We start from the raw sequence: 16866 nt of genomic DNA on the forward strand, positions 1-16866 counted from the left end.
TAGCGCTAACTCGGCGCCCTTCTAGCGCAGCTTTGCGCCCGAGTCTAACAGGGATATGCCCCTTCACAATGCTGTCAGGAAAAAACTCGGGGCTGGCAGCGCCCCGCCCTGCGGTCTACCAAACGGTCAAACGACAAGAAAGTGACCCGATGAAAGACAGCGTTGAGGCCCCCCGCGGCAAATTCGTCGACCCGCAAGTGACCGCCGACGGCGCGCCGCGCGCCCGCGTTGCGCTGAGCGATCCGCAGACCTTGTGGTTCAACACCGGGACGCTGTGCAACATCGAATGCGCCAACTGCTATATCGAAAGCTCGCCGGACAATGACCGGCTGGTCTATATCACCACCCCCGAGGTCGAGGACTATCTGGACCAGCTGGAGCAGCGCAAATGGGGCGTGCACGAGATCGGCTTTACCGGCGGCGAACCCTTCATGAACCCGCAGATGATGGACATGGCCCGCGCCGCGCTGGCCCGCGGGTACCATGTGCTGATCCTGACCAATGCCATGCTGCCGATGATGCGCCCGCGCGTGCGCGAAGGCCTGCAGGCGCTGCACCGCGACTATGCAGACAAGCTGACCCTGCGCATTTCCGTCGACCACTGGACGGCCAAACATCACGACACCGAACGCGGCAAGGGCAGCTTTGAACGCACCTTGCAGGGGATGCGCTGGTTGCAGGCGCAAGGCATCCGCATGGCTGTGGCCGGCCGCACCGTCTGGGGCGAATCCGAACCCGATGCCCGCGCCGGCTATGATGCGCTGTTCCGCGCCGAAGGCTTTGACATCGACGCCCATGATCCGGCCACGACGGTGCTGTTCCCCGAAATGGATGAAAACGTACCGGTGCCGGAAATCACCACCGCCTGCTGGGGTATCCTGAACAAATCCCCGGACAGCGTGATGTGTGCCAGTTCGCGCATGGTGGTCAAACGCAAGGGTGCCAGCACGCCCAGCGTTCTGGCCTGCACGCTTCTGGCCTATGATGCGCGGTTCGAACTGGGCACCACCCTGCAAGAGGCCGAACAGGACGTTGCCCTGAACCATCCCCACTGCGCCAAGTTCTGTGTCCTTGGCGGTGCCAGCTGTTCAGCCTGAGCGCGGGAAAACCCGTCAGTCTCAGGCGTCGCCAGGAAGCAGATCAAGCGCCGAAGCGCCCCAATATGCTGCGATCGCGGCGATCAGCAAAAGAAACCATACCCGATTCCACACAGCGGTCGGCCTGAAGCAGTACGAACAGGTCGCTGCCCCCAAGCGGTTGTTGTGGTTACAGGCTTTACATTTAAAAACACGGATTTTCATGTCTTCTATTTACCCCTCTGGCCAGACGCTTCAATGCCTTTGGGTAAAAGTTGACCTTTCGTAATTTCCCCCTGCCAAAGCGATCCTCGCAAGGGGCAAAAAAAATGAACCCTCCCCTTATATCACAGACCTGACGGCGTCACGCCCCCAAGCCCACCTTCGGCGGAAGGCCGCGCGCGGCCCTTGCAGCGCGGCAGCGCGCATGCCACCAATTCCCCACCCGACAGGAGACCCCCGATGCCCCCCAGAAAGATCATCATCGACACCGACCCCGGCCAGGACGACGCGGTTGCGATCCTGCTGGCGCTGTCCTCGCCCGACGAACTCGAGGTGTTGGGGATCACCTGCGTTGCCGGCAACGTGCCGCTGCCCCTGACCACGCGCAATGCCCGCATCGTGTGCGAACTGGCGGGCATGCCCGAAACCCGGGTTTTCGCAGGCTGCGACAGGCCGCTGGGGCGCGATCTGGTCACCGCCGAACATGTCCACGGCAAGACCGGCCTTGATGGCCCCACGCTGCCCGAACCCACCATGCCGCTGCAGGACCAGCACGCGGTGGATTTCATCATCGACACGCTGCGCGCCCACCCCGAAGGCTCGGTCACGCTGTGTCCGCTGGGTCCGCTGACCAATATCGCCACCGCCCTGCAACGCGCCCCCGACATCGCGCCGCGCATCGCGGAAATCGTGCTGATGGGCGGCGCCTATTTCGAGGTAGGCAACATCACCCCCACGGCCGAGTTCAACATCTATGTCGATCCCGAGGCCGCCGAAATCGTGTTCCGGTCGGGCGTGCCGCTGGTGGTGATGCCGCTGGACGTCACGCACAAGACGCTGGTCACCAAGACAAGGAACGAGGCGTTCCGCGCGCTTGGCACCCGCGTCGGCATTGCCGTCGCCCAGATGACCGATTTCTTTGAACGCTTCGACCTGCAGAAATACGGATCAGAAGGCGCGCCGCTGCACGATCCCTGCGTCACCGCCTACCTTCTGGCGCCGCACCTGTTTTCCGGCCGTCACATCAACGTCGAGATCGAAACCCAAAGCGCCCTGTGCCGCGGCATGACCGTCGCCGACTGGTGGCGGGTGACCGACCGCAAGGCCAATGCGCTGTTCATCGGCGATCTGGACGCAGACCACTTTTTCAAACTGCTCACGGAACGGCTGGCGCGGCTGTAACGGGTGGCGGGCCTTCGCCTAATCCTGCCCGCTGCCTGCCCCCTCCGGCGCGCGGGCTTGCATCTGGACAGGCTGCCCGCCTAGGGTGCCCGCGACCGCGCCAATGCCGCCCCCGGGCATGGCCCAAGCACTGGAACACCGATGAAAAGCCTCCATCTCGCGGGTCTTGATGATACCGACAAGCTGCTGCCCCTCGTGGCGGCCTTTCACGCCGAGCAAGGCTTTGACACCGATGCCGACCACCAGTCCGCCGCCGTGCAACCGCTGCTCGAAGGCTCGCCTCATGGGGCGATCTGGCTGATCGGACCGCGCCGCGCGCCGGTGGGCTACCTGTGCATCACCTTCGGCTGGAGCCTTGAATTCGGCGGTCTCGACGGGATCGTCGACGAATTGTACATCCGCCCCGCCGTGCGCAAACGCGGAATGGGGTTCGAGGCGCTGAACGGCATCTGCAAGGCCATGAAAGACGCCGGGATCAAGGCCCTGCACCTGGAAGCGGAACGCACCGATGACCGGTTGCAGCGCTTTTACCGCCGCGCCCGCTTTGTCGGCCGCGAAGATTACATGTACATGAGCCGCATGTTATGACCCCGCGCCCTGCCGCCGCCGATTTTTGCGACTGGCCGGGGCTGCACCGCCTGATCATGGACAGTTTCGCCTATATGGACGGGGTCATCGACCCGCCCTCATCGGCCCACCAGCTGACGCCCGAAATCCTGGCCCGCAAGGCGCAGGACGAACACCTGTACCTGTCGGGAGATCCGCTGACCGGCTGCGGTTTTTTCGCGCCGCGCCCCGATGCGCTGTATATCGGCAAACTGGCCATCGCGCCCGGTGCGCAGGGCCGCGGGCTGGGCCGCGCCTTTGTCGCGCAGGCCGAGGCATTGGCGCGCGACCTGTCCTTGCCGAAACTGCAACTGGAAACCCGGATCGAGCTGACGGCAAATCACGCCGCCTTTGCCGCGCTGGGGTTTGTGACCACCGCGCACAAGGCACACCCCGGGTTTGACCGTCCCACCTCGATCACCATGGAAAAGCCGCTGGCGCCTCTGGTCGCCGCGCCAACAGGCCTTATCTAAACGACATGACCCTGCACATCCCCTTTGACAACACCTATGCCCGCCTGCCCGATGGCTTCTTTGCCCTGCAACGGCCCACCCCGGTCAAGGCCCCTTCGATCGTGGCCTTCAACGACGCGCTGGCCGCCGATCTGGGCATCACCGGACAGGACGACCCGCAGCTTGCCGCGCTGTTGGCGGGCAATGCCCTGCCCGAAGGCGCACAGCCGCTGGCGCAGAATTATGCCGGCCACCAGTTCGGCAGCTACAACCCGCAACTGGGTGATGGCCGCGCCGTGCTGCTGGGCGAGGTTGTCGGGCGCGACGGGATGCGCCTCGATATCCAGCTCAAGGGCTCGGGGCCCACACCTTTTGCCCGGCGCGGCGACGGGCGGGCCTGGCTGGGTCCGGTGCTGCGCGAATACGTGGTTTCCGAGGCGATGCATGCCCTTGGCGTGCCCACCACCCGCGCCCTTGCCGCCACCCGCACCGGAGAGGAGGTCATCCGCGACCGCCCCCTGCCCGGCGCGGTGCTGACCCGTGTCGCCGCCAGCCATATCCGCGTCGGCACCTTTCAGGTGTTTTCCGCCCGCCGCGACCAGACCGCCCTGCAAACGCTGTATGACTACACCGTGCAGCGCCACTATCCGCAGGTCCAATCCCCGGCAGACCTGCTGAGCGCCGTCATCGAACGGCAGGCGGCGCTGGTGGCGCAGTGGATGGCGCTGGGTTTCATCCACGGCGTGATGAACACCGACAACTGCACCCTGTCGGGCGAAACCATCGACTATGGTCCCTGCGCCTTTGTCGACAGCTATCACCCCGACACGGTGTTTTCCTCGATCGACCGGTTTGGGCGTTACGGCTATGCCGCGCAGGCCGATATCATCGTGTGGAACATGGCGCAGCTGGCCACCGCCCTTGTGCCGCTGATGCCCGATGTCGATGCCGCGATCACCGATTTCACCGACCGCATCCACGCCATGCCGGACCTGATCCGCGCCGAATGGACCCGCCGCTTTGCCGCCAAGCTGGGGATTGCCACGCCGCAATCCTATGACGCCGGGTTGATCGGTGATCTGCTGACCCTGATGCAGAACGGCGGCTCGGACTTCACCAACACCTTCCGCGCCCTTGCGACGGATGACGCGCGCGACCAGATCGCCGACCGCGACGGTTTTGACGCATGGGCCGCGCGCTGGCGCGAGCGCATCGCGGACGAGGCTGACCCGCAGGCGCTGATGCTGACCAGCAACCCCGCCTACATCCCGCGCAACCACCGGATCGAGGAAATGATCGAGGCCGCCACCAATGGCGACGACGGCCTGTTCCACCGGCTCAACCGCGTTCTGGCCCGCCCCTTCGACGATCAACCGGACGAGGCCGATCTGCGCCGCGCCCCGACCAAATCCGAGGTGGTCAAGGCCACATTCTGCGGAACCTAGATCGCCTGAACCCGCTTGCGGCGGATGTTGATCAGCACGATCCCCACCGCGACCAGCCCCAGCGCGCCCAGGAACCCCGGCCCGACCGGTTCGCCCAGCAGCGCCCAGCCAAACCCGACCGCCAGCACCGGCGACAAAAAGGAAAACGCGGCAATGTCCGACGCCGGATAGATCGACATCAGCCGCAACCAGAACAAGAACCCAAGGCTGGCCACCAGCACCGCCTGATAGCCCATCCCGGCCCAGTGCACCCATGTCGGCGCCCGCATCAGCGGACCGAACAGCGGCGCAAGAACCACCAGCACCACGGCGGAAACCGCCAGTTGCCAGAACAATTGCGATTCGGGCGGCAGGTCTGACACCTTGGTCAGCCGCACGGTCAGAGCGATGGCCGCCCAGCACAGCGCCCCCAGCAAGGCCAGGGTATCGCCAAACAGGCTGCCCGCCCGCAGGCTGGCCGGGTCCAGCAGCGCCCAGACCACCCCCGCCATGGCCAGCACCAACCCCAGCGCGCGGCGCGACGACAGGGTTTCCCCGGGCAAGGTGAAATGCGCGATCAAGGCCAGCCAGACCGGCATCGAATAGAACAGGATCGCCGAGCGCGAGACCGTAGTATGATCCAAAGCGATGAACAGGAACAGGAACTCGGCGCTGAAAAATAGGCCCAGCATCAGCCCCGGCCACAGGCTTTGACGCAACCCGGTCAGGGGGCGTTTCATCAAGACCACCCAAAGCCCCAGCACCAGCAGTGCCAGAACCGAGCGGACCCCCGCCCCGAACACCGGGCCAAAGCCGCCGTTCGAAACCTTGATCACCACCTGGTTCAGCGCCAGCATCGAGGCGAACGCCACCATCCCCGCCGCGCCGGGTAAATCCATACTGTCCTTGCGTGCCATGCCCCTGTTGGACACCGCTTTTCAGGCGCCGTCAATCAAGCCTGTGACTTTGCGGACAGAATCTGCCAGTCTGCGTGCGTAACGTATTTTTCGGGGAAGGAAGTCGTCATGGGTCTCATGGGAACACTGGCCAAGGTCGCCATCGGATATGCCGCCGCGCGCGGCGTCGACAAGATGTCCGGCGGACAGGGGCTTGGCAGCCTTCTGGGCGGCGGCGCGCAGATCAAGGGCGAACACCCGGCTTCGGCCGCGCAGGCGCAGATGGGCCAGGCCCTGTCCGGCAAGATGCCCGAGGGCGCGGCCAACCCGATGGGCAACATGATCGACCAGTTCAAGCAGAACGGGCTGGGCGCGATGATGGGCAACATGACCGGCGGCGGTGCAAACCCCATGGCCGAGATGATGGAAAAGATGCAGGCCGGCGGCATGGACCTTTCGGCGCTGATGGGCGCGCTTGGTGGCGGGCAAGGCGACGCCAAGGCCGGCGGCGGGCTGCTGTCGCAACTGGGCGGCGGCGGTGCCGGGCTTGCCGGATTGCTGGCGGCGGCGGGCGGCAGCGCGGCCATGGCGCAGGGCAAGGGTGCAGGCGCGATGATGGATGCGCTGAACACCCGCGAAACCGCCCCCGACGCCGAGGAAATGGCCGCACTGATGCTGCGCGCCATGATCCAGGCGGCGAAATCCGATGGCGGCATCGACGCGGCCGAAAAGGCCAAGATCCTTGAAACCCTGGGCGATGACGCGGACGCGCAGGACATCGCCTTTGTGCAGGCGCAGCTGGCGGCCCCGATCGACGTCAAGGGGCTGGCTGCCGACACGCCGGCGCATCTGCGCACGCAGGTCTATTCTGCCTCTCTTATGACAATCCGCGTCGACACCCAGGACGAGGCGCAATACCTGAACGCCCTCGCCAAGGCGATGGGGCTGGACGAACCCACGGTCAACACCCTGCACATGCAAATGGGCCTGCAGCCGCTTTACGCCTGACATGGGAACACATCGCCACTATGGCCTTGGGCTGGCGCTTTTAGGAGCGCTGGTCCTGACACCGGATGCGCTGTTCATGCGCTGGTCCGGGATGAACGGATTCCAGATGCTGGGCTGGCGCGGGCTGTGCATGGGCGCGCTGTTCCTGCTGGCCTGGGGCCTGACCAGCAAGGCGCGAAGCCGCGATCTGCCAAAGGTCCTGACCCGGGCCGGGATCACGGTGGTGCTGTGCCAGTTTTTCAACGCCCTGCTGTTCCCGATGGGGATCGGCGGTGCCCCGGTGGCGCCGGTCCTTCTGGGCGTGGCCACGGTGCCGGTCTGGGCCGCCTTGTTGGCCCGTCTTTTGCATAACGAGGCCACGCCGCCGGCCACATGGGCCACCATTGCCGCAGTTCTGGCCGGGATCACCCTGGCCATCACCGGCAAGGGCGATCTTGCGCTGAACCCCGGCGCGCTGTTCGGCGCGGCCTGCGGTCTGGGCGTGGCCTTTGCCTTGGCGCTGAACTTTGTCACGCTGCGCCATGCGCCCGATCTGCCGCTGCTGCTGGCCATCGGTGGCGGCGCGCTTCTGGCGGGCTGTACCGGCCTTGCGATCACCACGCCCGCGCGCATGACCGATGGCAATGTCGCGGCGATCCTGCTGACCGGACTGGTGATCCTGCCGCTGGCGTTTTTCTCGCTGTCGCAGGCCTCGCGCCATACGGCGGCGGCCAATGTCTCGCTCTTGTTGCTGCTGGAAACGGTTCTTGCGCCGATCTGGGTCTGGCTTGGCACCGGCGAGGCGCCGACACCGCGCATGTTGGCCGGGGGCGCCATCGTCGTGATCAGCCTTGCCGGGTTCCTGTGGCACCGCAGGCAACTGCCGATTCCCGCCAGCCCCGCCGCCTAGCCCCTTGGCCTTGGCCCCGGCATTTGGCACAACGGGACCAGACGCGCGACAAGGGCCCCGACCATGAAACACTCCATTCTCAAACGTTGCCGCGCCAAGGGCCTGCGCATGACCGGCCAACGCAGCACCATCGCCGAGGTGCTGGAAGAATCGCACGACCACCCCGACGTCGAAGAGCTTTATGCCCGCGCGGCGGCCCGCGATCCCAAGATCTCGATCGCCACGGTCTATCGCACGGTCAAGCTGTTCGACGAGGCGGGGATCCTCGACAAGGTCGATTTCGGCGATGGCCGCGCCCGCTATGAAGACGCCGAGCGCGCCCACCACGACCACCTGATCGACGTGAAAACCGGCAAGGTCATCGAATTCGTCGACCCCGAAATCGAAGCCTTGCAGGAAAGGATCGCGAAAAAGCTGGGGTACAAGCTGACCGGCCACCGAATGGAGCTGTACGGCGTGCCCCTGAAAAAGGACTAGCCGCCGCCGGGGGCTGCGCGCCCCGGTCTGCGCCGCGCCCGGCCTAGCTGTCCAGGGTGATGCTGACGCGGCGGTTTTGCTTGCCCTTGTTCTCGATCTTGCGAAAGGACACCGCGCCGATTTCGCCGGTGCGCGCCACATGGGTGCCGCCGCAGGGTTGCAGATCGACCTGGTCGCGCCCCTGCCCGATCCAGACCAGCCGCACCATGCCAGACCCGCGCGGCGGTTTCACCGACAGGGTCTTGATCAACTCGGGGTTGGCTTCGAGGTCGGCCTCGGTAATCCAGTCCTCACCCACGGGCAGATCGCGGTCTACCAGATCGTTCAGCGCGCGTTCCAGCGCGCCGGGGTCCGAGGGCGGCTCGGGCATCATGAAATCAAGCCGCCCGGTTCCCGCGCCGATCTGTCCGCCGGTCACCGGCAGCGGGATCACCACGCTAAGCAGGTGCAACGCCGTGTGAACGCGCATGTGCCTGTGCCGCCGTTCCCAATCCAGCACCTGCACCACATGCGCGCCCTTGGGCGGCAACGCGGCCGGTTCCGCCGGCACCAGCACCGAGCTTTGGCCATCCTCGCCCTTGACCGCCGTGGCGATGGGCAGGCGTTTGCCGTCCCATTCCAGCCAGCCGCTGTCGCCGGGCTGGCCGCCGCCCTTGGGGTAGAACAGCGCCGGCTCGACGATCACGCCGCCCTCGTCGGTATGGGCGACCACGCGGCCCGGGGCTTCGCGCTGGTAGGGATCGCTGCGGTACAGATGGCTGCTCATGCCTTAGTCCCTTTCTCCTGCGCGTCCTTGTCCTCGGCCTCGGGATCTTCCCCGGTTTCGGATGCCGACGGTTCGGCCGCCGCTGCGGCGGGCGGCTTGGCGCCGGTCAGGGCCTCGGGGTTGCGGATCCAGATATCGCGCTGCGCAAAGGGAATCTCGATCCCTTCCTTGGCAAAGCGTTCATTGATCTGGTGGTTCATCTCGGTCTTGATCTGCAGGCCCGAAAAGATATCGCGCACCACGGCCCGGATTTCGAAATCCAGACTGTCTGCGCCAAACCCGGAAAAGACCACGCTGGGCGCCGGGTTCATCAGCACCATGTCGTGATCGCGCGCAATGCCCAGCAGGATGCGTTCAACCTTGCGCGTGTCATTGCCATAAGCAACGCCCACCGGCACGGTGACCCGGCCAATCAGGTTGCCGCGCGTATAGTTCGTCACCTGCCCCGACACCAGGTCGGCGTTGGGCACGATCACGTCAAAGCGGTCAAAGGTTTCGATCCGGGTCGAGCGCACCGAGATGTCCTTGACGATGCCATGACGCCCGCCGACCTCGATCCAGTCGCCTTCGGAAATCGGCCTCTCGATCAGCAGGATGATCCCCGAGACAAAGTTCGACACGATGTTCTGCAGGCCAAAACCGATGCCCACCGACAGCGCACCGGCGACGATGGCCAGCGACGACAGGTCCAGCCCGCCGGCGGTGACGGCGATGATCGTCGCAAGGAAGATGCCGAAATAGCCGACACCGGACACGATGGCGTTTTGCGCCCCGGTATCCAGCTTTGTCTTGGGCAGGACCGAACTGCGCAAGCCCCCCTGCAAAAGCCGCGTCAGCATGTAAAGCGCGACAAAGACCACCGCGACCACAAGGAAATCAGTGGGCGAAATCCGGGTTTCCCCCATCTGGAATCCTTCGCGGAACCGCGCCCAGATTTCGGTCAGATCAGCAACCCGCGCACCCCAGACCAGCGCCAGCGGCGGCAAGGCCAGCAGCACCAGCACAAAGCCCACCAGCACCGGGATCAGGCTGTCGGCCTTGGCGCCGCTTTCGCCCGTCACCAGTTCGTACAGGTCGTTGACCACCCGCTGCAGCACCAGCACCAGACCGATGATCGCCAGCGAGGCGATGAAAGGATAAACCAGCGCCTCTCCGACGCGGAAATAGCCGATGGCCGCCATGATCGGACCGACCACCCCGACAATCATCGCCGAGCGCCCCAAAAGCCGGGCAAAGCGCAGCCGGAACGGGCCGTCATCAACAAGCGCTGCGGAAGTGCCTGCGAAAGGCGCGCGGTTGCGCACGCGTCCCAGCCGGAACAGGAAATAACCCGACAGCGCCAGCAGCGGGAAATCCAGGACCGCCGCCGTTTCCGTGCTGAAGTTGTCGAATTCGATCAGCGATTGCAGCGCATCGCGCGCCACGTAGGTCAGCGCCAGCAGGTTGCTGAAGGCCCGCGCGCGAAACCGTTCCGGCCCATCCAGCGTGATGGTGGCAATGTCGTCATTGGCGTTGAAGCTTTGATCCGCCAGCCAGCGGATGCCCAGCAGCAAAAGCGCCCAGAACGGCACCTGCTCCAGCACGATGGTCCAGCGCGGGCCGATCATGCCGGTGGCGAACAGCGCCTGGCTTAGCGCCCAGATCCCGGCAAAGGGCAACAGGATCTGCCCCAGCGACAGCACAAAGCGCCACACGCCGGTGCCGCGCACCGTGGCGCCGCGCAGCTGATTGACGCCCGCCCGCGCCCAACGTTGACCGCGCGCCAACAGCGTGATCGCCACGGCCACCAGCAACAGGATCAACGGCAGGTTGGCCTGCGCCTGTGAACGCAGCGCCTCCGAGCCAAGATTGCGGGACAGTTCCGTCCAGGACCGCCGCATCGAGCTGGAGAAATCCTCGATCGCGCGGGTCCAGTGTTTTGGGTTGACGGGCGACGGCCCCAGGTTCAGCAGCTCGTCCGTCTGGCGGTCGCGGATGATGGTGTCGATCTCGGAGATGATGCCATCGGCGCGGGTATAGGCCTCTTCGGCGCGGCGTACCGGCGCGCGCAGCCGGGCCAGCTGATCGTTCAGCTCGGCCCGCCGTTCGGCGATTTCGGCGCTTTCACTTGCGCCTTCTTCGGGCGGCGCGCCCAGCACGTCCAGCTGCGCCTGAAGGTTGGCGATCCGCGAAGACGAGGCATCCTGCGCCACCAGGAATTCCTGGCGCCAGCCGACAATCTCGGCGCGCAACGACTCCAGCGCGCTGTCAGAGGCGCTGCCTTCCTCGACGGACTGTTCAGCGCGCGAAGCAAGCGCTTGCCAGGCGTCATAGTCCAGTTCGGTCGTGTCTTGTGCAAAGGCAATTGCGGCGCTGAGAACCAGCGCCGCGCAAAAGCCGATCAGCCTGCTGAGTAGATGTGTCATACGTCCTCGAAAACGCCCGGAATGCTGGCCGGGGCGCGCGACAGCCATCCAGGCGTCGGCAGACCCTTTTCGGCCAGGAATTCGGGGTTGAACAGTTTGGATTGATAGCGCGTGCCATAGTCGCACAGGATGGTCACGATGGTGTGGCCCGGCCCCATTTCGCGCGCCATGCGCATCGCGCCCGCCACGTTGATGCCCGACGATCCGCCCAGGCAAAGGCCCTCTTCGGCCAACAGGTCAAAGACCACCGGCAGCGCTTCGCTGTCGGGGATGTTGTAGGACAAGTCGGGGGTGAACCCTTCGAGGTTGGCGGTGATCCGCCCCTGCCCGATGCCCTCGGTGATCGACCCGCCCGTCGCCTTGTGTTCGCCGGTGGTGTAAAAGCTGTGCAGCGTGGCGCCGTCCGGATCGGCCAGGCCGATCTTGACGCCCTTGGGTTGCAGCGCCATGCCGACGCCCGCCAGCGTGCCGCCCGACCCGACCGCGCAGATGAACCCATCGACCTTGCCGCCGGTCTGGTCCCAGATCTCGGGGCCGGTGGTTTCGATATGCGACTGGCGGTTGGCAACGTTGTCGAACTGGTTGGCCCAGATCACGCCTTCGTTGGTGGTGCGGGCCAGCTCCTCGGCCAGACGGCCGGAATAGCGCACATAGTTGTTGGGGTTGCGATAGGGCGCGGCCGGCACCTGCACCAGCTCGGCGCCCGCCAGCCGCAGCATGTCCTTCTTTTCCTGGCTTTGGGTTTCGGGAATGACGATCACCGTCTTGAACCCCATTGAGGCCCCGACCAGCGCCAGCCCGATGCCGGTGTTGCCAGCGGTGCCTTCGACAATGGTGCCGCCCGGTTTCAGCAGACCCTTTTGCACCGCGTCGCGAATGATGAACAGCGCCGCGCGGTCCTTGACCGACTGGCCCGGGTTCATGAACTCGGCCTTACCCAGAATGGTGCAGCCGGTGATTTCCGACGCCTTGCGGAGCTTGATCAACGGGGTGTTGCCGACGGCTTGAGCCAAATCCTGAGCGATCCGCATGGGGGGTCCTTTCGTACGCGTGCTTTCCCAAGGTGTAGGGCTGGGACTGCCGGAACTCAAGGGCACTCAGGCCTGGGCGCGCAGCCGATCACGCTTTGTTGCCAGCCACAAAAGCATCATCGCCAGCGGCACGGCGTTCACCTCTCCGCTGTCGATCAGGGCCATGGCGTGATCAAAGGGGATGGTGTGGTTGCGGATGTCCTCGTGTTCGCTGTCCAGCCCGCCCTGCCCGGTTTCCTGCCAGCCGGACAGATCGCACAGCCCAAGGAAGCAGTGAAAGAACTCGGTCGAATACCCCGGCGAGGCATAGCCGCGGCTGATCGGCAAAAGCTGGCCGATGGTCAGCCCGGTTTCCTCCAGCGCCTCGCGGCGCACGGTGTCTTCGGGCTGCTCGCCGGCATCGACCAGCCCGGCGATGGGTTCCAGTACCCAAGGCGCCGGATCGCCGCGCTGGATCGGGCCATAGCGCAGTTGTTCGATCAGCATCACCTTGTCCAGAACCGGGTCATAGGGCAGCACCAGCGCCGCATCAAAGGCGACAAAGGTTTCGCGCGACATCACCGGGCTTTGACTGCCGTCAAAGCGGCGGTGGCGCAGGTCAAAGGACTTGATGCGGAAGAATCCGTCAAAGCCCGGATGCTCGGCCACGATCGACACATCGTCCATGGTCATCGGGTTGCGCAGGGTCTGCGGCGCCCCGCTGGCGGCCATCTGCCGGGCCCAGGCGCGCGCGCGAAAGAACGGCAGCAGCGGGATGATCCGGTCGGCCTCCATCGTGCCAAAACGGTCCATCACTTCGCGGGCGGCCGTCACCGTCATCGTGCCCCACCGGGCGGCCCAGTCGTCCAGCGACCACAGCGGGCCGATCTGCCATTGCCCGGCGCGCGGCAGATAGACCTGCGCGTCGGCGGGCCCGTCGGCGGTGTGAACGGTGACCGGGATCAGGTCAAAGGCAAAGCCACCTTCGTAGAAATCCAGCCGCGCGACGTCCACGGCGGACAGCCCCGGCATGAACACGCCCTGCGCCTGCGCGCCGTTCTGCGCGACGATCATCGGAAAGGGCTGGTCCTTGGCGCTGTGCACCGCATAGCCGTCAAGGCGGGCCTGGCGCATTTCGGGCACGGGGCGGCCCAGCACCAGTTCAAGCAGGGGCAGATGGCGCAGCGTGCCGTAAAAGAACAGATCGGGCAGGGTTTATCTCCAACGTCCGGCAGCGATTTCGCTGAGATAGCCGGTGACCAGCGCGCCGCAGATCAGCCCGCCAATCACCATCGGGTTCAGCAGGACCTGGCCAAAGTCGATCATGATCTCGAAAATCGCGGCCAGCGCCTCGACCGGGCCGTCAAAGCGGTTGCGCATGGCAAGGCGCAGCATTTCGTTGCCGCCCTGGATGAACAGCCCCCAGAACACCAGCGCCACGGTGCCGGTGATGCCGTTGGACACCGCCGCCGCCTGCCCGCGCCCGGCGCGCCCGCCGATGATCACCCAGCCGCAGATCAGCCCCAGAAGGGCATTGACGATGCTGAAGATGCCGAAATCCGTGCTTGCCGGCTCCAGCGTCTTGATCAACTCCGAGATGGCGTATCCCAAAGCGGCAAGACAAAGCGCTGCGACAAGTTTGGCGGCGGTGGGCATCTGGGTCAGCTCGGCCTTGCAATCGTTATCTGGGTCACATCACAGTTACCGAAGTGAAAGGTCGCGGCGCAAGACGCAAGGTAGAAATTCCACATTCTTTGGAACCGAGTGTCGAATCCAAGTCGCGCTATCTGGTCCCAGCGGTCGTTGAAATCCGCATGCCACAGGCGCAGTGTACGGCTGTAGCTTTCGCCAAATTCACGGCTGCCCACCACGTCCAGCCCGGCCTTTTCGATCTGCTGGCGCAGCACCACCGGGCTGGGCAACATGCCACCCGGAAAGATGTATTTCTGAATGAAATCAACGCCCTTCCTGTATACATCCCAGCGGCGGTGCTGCACCGTGATGATCTGCAACGTGGCCTGCCGCCCCGGTTTGAGACACCGGCGCACCGTTTCGAAATAGACCGGCCAGTATTTTTCGCCCACCGCCTCGAACATCTCGATGCTGGCGATGCCGTCATATTGGCCACGTTCGTCGCGGTAATCTTGCAACTTGAAGGTCACACGGTCCGACAGCCCTGCCCGTTCAATACGGTCCTGGGCGTATTTGAACTGTTCCTCGCTGATGGTCAGGCAGGTCACCCGCAGCCCGCGTTCCTTTGCGGCATATTCCGCGAAACCGCCCCAGCCACAGCCGATTTCCAGCACGTGATCGCCGGGTTGCACGCCCATCCGATCCACCATCGAGGCATATTTGGCGATCTGCGCCTGTTCCAGCGTCTCGCTGCCGGTCTCGAACAGGGCCGAACTGTAGGTCATCGTCCGATCCAGCCAGAGCGCGTAGAAATCATTGCCCAGGTCATAGTGGTGCGAGATGTTCTTTTTCGCCTGCCGTTTGGAGTTGGATTGCAGCCAGAACCGCAGCATTTCATAGCCGCGCACCAGCTTCATCCCCGGGAAACCGTCGTAGAGGTCGTCGTTGTCCGCATGGACCAGGTCCAGAAAGGCCATCAGGTCCGGCGAGGACCACCATTCGTCCAGGTAGGCCTCGCAAAAGCCCAGGTCGCCCTCGCGGATCAGGCGGGCAAAGATGTCGCCGTTGTGGATGTGCAATTGCGCCACCGGGCCGGGATGCCGCCCCTGCGCGCGAAACTGCCGCCCGTCCGGCAGGATGAAATCCAGCTGCCCCTTGTTCATGGCACTGGCCGCCGCAAAGACCTGCGCGAAATAGCGCGGCAGGTTCTTTTGCCCCTCGGTGCTGGTCAGCAGCGGTTCTACGAACTGGGTGTCATTGGCGTGTTTCATCATACTGTCCTCCCACTGGACATCCCGGACAGCTTTGACAAACCGTCGCGATCTGGCAAGTATCTACCTGTTGTGCGGCTCAAAAGCCCTTGTTTTCATAAGCGCTCAGCGCGCGTTTGCGGCCTTCGTCGACGGCGACGACCGGGTCTGGATAGGGGTTCGCGGCGGACATGCCCCAACGTTGCGGAATGGCGTCGAAATAGCTCAGCGCCTCGGCCGAGGGCGATTTGCGCCCCTCGGCGATCCAGCGATCGACATAGGCGCGGTCCGGGTCGAATTTTTCGCGCTGGGTGACCGGATTGAACACCCGGAAATACGGCGAGGCATCAGGCCCCGAGCCCGCAACCCATTGCCAGCCCATGGCATTGGCCGCCGGGTCCCAGTCGATCAGGCACTCTTCGAACCAGGCCTGCCCGATCTTCCAGTGACACAGCAGGTGCTTGGTCAGGTACGATCCGACGATCATCCGCACACGGTTGTGCATCCGCCCGGTCACGTACATCTCGCGCAGGCCGGCGTCGACGAAACGGATGCCGGTGCGCGCCTGTTTCCAGGCCTTCACCTCGGCCAGGCGTTCGTCTTCGTTCCAGGGAAAGGCCTGCCATTCCTCGCGCCAGTTGGAGGTCAGGATATGCGGGCTGTGCCACATCAGGTGATAGGCAAACTCGCGCCAGGCCAGTTCCTTCAGAAAGGTTTCGGCGCCCTGCTTGCCCTCTTCCATGGCGCGGCGTCCCGCGTGCCAGCACTGCGCCGGGCTGATTTCCCCCAGGCTCAGGTTCTCGCTCAGGCACGATGTACCATCGACCCCCGGCAGGTTTCGCTGATCGGCGTAGTCGGCCACCTTGCTGGCGACAAAGGCCCCCAGACGCCCCTGCGCCGCCTGCTCGCCCAGCTGCACATAGGGCAGCACCACGGCGGCGCCGCGGCGCATCTGGCGGCCCAGGTGCCAGTCTTCCAGCGCCTCGCCTTGTGGCCAGGATTGCGGCGCGGGCAAGGTTTTGGGCGCAGGCAGGGGCGCGGGCACGTCATGGGTGCGCGCCGCGCGCCAGAAGGGCGTATAGACCTTGTAGAAACCGCCCTGCTTGGTCTGCACCGACCAGGGTTCGAACAACAGGTTCCCGGCGAAACTTTGTGCTTCGACGCCAAGGTCCTTCAGCGCGGCCTTGACCTTGGTGTCGCGGTCGACGCTGCCTGGATCGTAGGCGCGCATCCAGTAGACGCCCGCCGCCCCGGTGTCCCTGACCAGCGCCGTCAGAACATCGACGGCCGGGCCTGACCGCAGGATCAGGCGCGATCCCTTGGCCGCCAGCGACTTGGCGAAATGGTCGACCCCCAGCCCCAGCCGCCATTTCGGCGCAGCGCCCAACCCATCGACCAGCGCGTCGCGAATGAAGACCGGGATCACCGGCCGCCCGGTCGCGGAGGCTGCATGAAGCGCCGCATGGTCGCTCAGCCGCAGGTCCCGCCTGATCCAGACGATGATGGGTGATGTGTCGTGCAAGCCTGCCTCCGCGCCTTGGGGTAAAACGCCGCGAAACGGCCTTTTGTCG

Annotated in this window: 16 protein-coding genes; 8 read left to right on the plus strand and 8 right to left on the minus strand. The window is 65.0% G+C overall.

The genetic code is table 11. From position 1 onward, the window contains the following. Window positions 1-149 precede the first annotated feature (149 nt). The 5 genes from QF118_RS14680 (at window position 150) to QF118_RS14700 (ending at window position 4983) form a co-directional block, all read left to right on the plus strand. On the plus strand, window positions 150-1097 hold the full coding sequence (locus tag QF118_RS14680; protein WP_282299787.1) for a radical SAM protein: 948 nt from the start codon (window positions 150-152) through the stop codon (window positions 1095-1097). Window positions 1098-1538: 441 nt separating this feature from the next. Next, window positions 1539-2480 carry a nucleoside hydrolase gene (locus tag QF118_RS14685; protein ID WP_282299788.1) on the plus strand — a complete coding sequence of 314 codons (942 nt, stop codon included), beginning with the start codon at window positions 1539-1541 and terminating at the stop codon, window positions 2478-2480. Between the two features lie 141 nt (window positions 2481-2621). Further along, a complete protein-coding gene (locus tag QF118_RS14690) occupies window positions 2622-3068 on the plus strand; it encodes a GNAT family N-acetyltransferase (protein ID WP_282299789.1) in 447 nt (148 codons plus the stop codon). Continuing rightward, on the plus strand, window positions 3065-3559 hold the full coding sequence (locus QF118_RS14695; protein ID WP_282299790.1) for a GNAT family N-acetyltransferase: 495 nt from the start codon (window positions 3065-3067) through the stop codon (window positions 3557-3559). Before QF118_RS14690 ends, QF118_RS14695 begins: the two co-directional genes overlap by 4 nt. Before the next feature lie 5 nt (window positions 3560-3564). Beyond that, the gene (locus QF118_RS14700) at window positions 3565-4983 is read left to right on the plus strand and encodes a protein adenylyltransferase SelO (protein ID WP_282299791.1); all 1419 of its coding nucleotides are present in this window, start codon (window positions 3565-3567) and stop codon (window positions 4981-4983) included. Here QF118_RS14700 and QF118_RS14705 read toward each other — a convergent pair. Then, a complete protein-coding gene (locus tag QF118_RS14705) occupies window positions 4980-5879 on the minus strand; it encodes a DMT family transporter (protein WP_282299792.1) in 900 nt (299 codons plus the stop codon). The genes QF118_RS14700 and QF118_RS14705 overlap by 4 nt on opposite strands. 108 nt (window positions 5880-5987) lie before the next feature. On the opposite strand from QF118_RS14705, the gene QF118_RS14710 reads away from it, so the two are divergent. The 3 genes from QF118_RS14710 to QF118_RS14720 all read left to right on the plus strand — a co-directional run bounded on the left by QF118_RS14710 (window position 5988) and on the right by QF118_RS14720 (window position 8232). Next, on the plus strand, window positions 5988-6866 hold the full coding sequence (locus QF118_RS14710; protein ID WP_282299793.1) for a tellurite resistance TerB family protein: 879 nt from the start codon (window positions 5988-5990) through the stop codon (window positions 6864-6866). Between the two features lies 1 nt (window position 6867). After that, a complete protein-coding gene (locus QF118_RS14715) occupies window positions 6868-7755 on the plus strand; it encodes a DMT family transporter (RefSeq protein WP_282299794.1) in 888 nt (295 codons plus the stop codon). A gap of 63 nt (window positions 7756-7818) precedes the next feature. Beyond that, window positions 7819-8232 carry a Fur family transcriptional regulator gene (locus tag QF118_RS14720; protein WP_282299795.1) on the plus strand — a complete coding sequence of 138 codons (414 nt, stop codon included), beginning with the start codon at window positions 7819-7821 and terminating at the stop codon, window positions 8230-8232. A gap of 43 nt (window positions 8233-8275) precedes the next feature. Here QF118_RS14720 and QF118_RS14725 read toward each other — a convergent pair whose 3' ends face one another. The 7 genes from QF118_RS14725 to QF118_RS14755 all read right to left on the minus strand — a co-directional run bounded on the left by QF118_RS14725 (window position 8276) and on the right by QF118_RS14755 (window position 16817). Next, complete coding sequence (locus tag QF118_RS14725) at window positions 8276-8998, minus strand: alanyl-tRNA editing protein (protein WP_282299796.1); 723 nt, start codon at window positions 8996-8998, stop codon at window positions 8276-8278. Further along, window positions 8995-11403 carry a DUF3772 domain-containing protein gene (locus QF118_RS14730; protein ID WP_282299797.1) on the minus strand — a complete coding sequence of 803 codons (2409 nt, stop codon included), beginning with the start codon at window positions 11401-11403 and terminating at the stop codon, window positions 8995-8997. Before QF118_RS14730 ends, QF118_RS14725 begins: the two co-directional genes overlap by 4 nt. After that, window positions 11400-12434, minus strand: a complete 1035-nt coding sequence (locus QF118_RS14735; protein ID WP_282299798.1) for a cysteine synthase A — start codon at window positions 12432-12434, stop codon at window positions 11400-11402. The genes QF118_RS14730 and QF118_RS14735 overlap by 4 nt, the downstream gene beginning before the upstream one ends. Before the next feature lie 66 nt (window positions 12435-12500). Next, complete coding sequence (locus tag QF118_RS14740; RefSeq protein WP_282302493.1) at window positions 12501-13625, minus strand: gamma-glutamylcyclotransferase; 1125 nt, start codon at window positions 13623-13625, stop codon at window positions 12501-12503. Window positions 13626-13628: 3 nt separating this feature from the next. After that, the gene (locus tag QF118_RS14745; RefSeq protein ID WP_282299799.1) at window positions 13629-14069 is read right to left on the minus strand and encodes a TrgA family protein; all 441 of its coding nucleotides are present in this window, start codon (window positions 14067-14069) and stop codon (window positions 13629-13631) included. Between the two features lie 5 nt (window positions 14070-14074). Beyond that, the gene (locus QF118_RS14750; protein WP_282299800.1) at window positions 14075-15319 is read right to left on the minus strand and encodes an SAM-dependent methyltransferase; all 1245 of its coding nucleotides are present in this window, start codon (window positions 15317-15319) and stop codon (window positions 14075-14077) included. A gap of 76 nt (window positions 15320-15395) precedes the next feature. Continuing rightward, window positions 15396-16817, minus strand: coding sequence for a cryptochrome/photolyase family protein (locus QF118_RS14755; RefSeq protein ID WP_282299801.1), 1422 nt, complete (start codon window positions 16815-16817; stop codon window positions 15396-15398). Window positions 16818-16866: the final 49 nt, after the last annotated feature.

This window comes from Tropicibacter oceani (assembly GCF_029958925.1).
Classification (GTDB): Bacteria; Pseudomonadota; Alphaproteobacteria; order Rhodobacterales; family Rhodobacteraceae; genus Pacificoceanicola; species Pacificoceanicola oceani.